The following is a 223-nucleotide window of genomic DNA, read 5'->3' as shown; positions in this document are numbered from 1 at the left end:
CGGAAGACAAGATCGCCGCCATGGAGGCCGCGGGCATCCGCGTGTCCCCGTCGCCGGCCCGCCTCGGCAAGACCCTGGTCGAGGTTCTGAAGGGCAAGTAACCAACAATAAAGGCCGCTCCGGTTACGGAGCGGCCCAACTTCTTTTGGATAGGCAATCGCCATGGCACGCCAAGACGCCAACGAAAACTTCCTGAACACCGCTTTCCTCTATGGCGCCAATG

General features: G+C 61.0%; 1 pseudogene. It reads left to right on the top strand.

Features of this window, described 5'->3' with window-relative positions:
* Window positions 1–101: pseudogene (locus E4K09_RS23670) on the top strand (succinate--CoA ligase subunit alpha); the annotation flags it as partial.
* Window positions 102–223 lie beyond the last annotated feature (122 nt).

Origin of the sequence: Microvirga pakistanensis, from assembly GCF_004458765.1 — a bacterium.
Classification (GTDB): domain Bacteria; phylum Pseudomonadota; class Alphaproteobacteria; order Rhizobiales; family Beijerinckiaceae; genus Microvirga; species Microvirga pakistanensis.
Note: the sequence above shows the minus strand (reverse complement) of the source record. Positions and strands in the feature narration are given on the sequence as shown.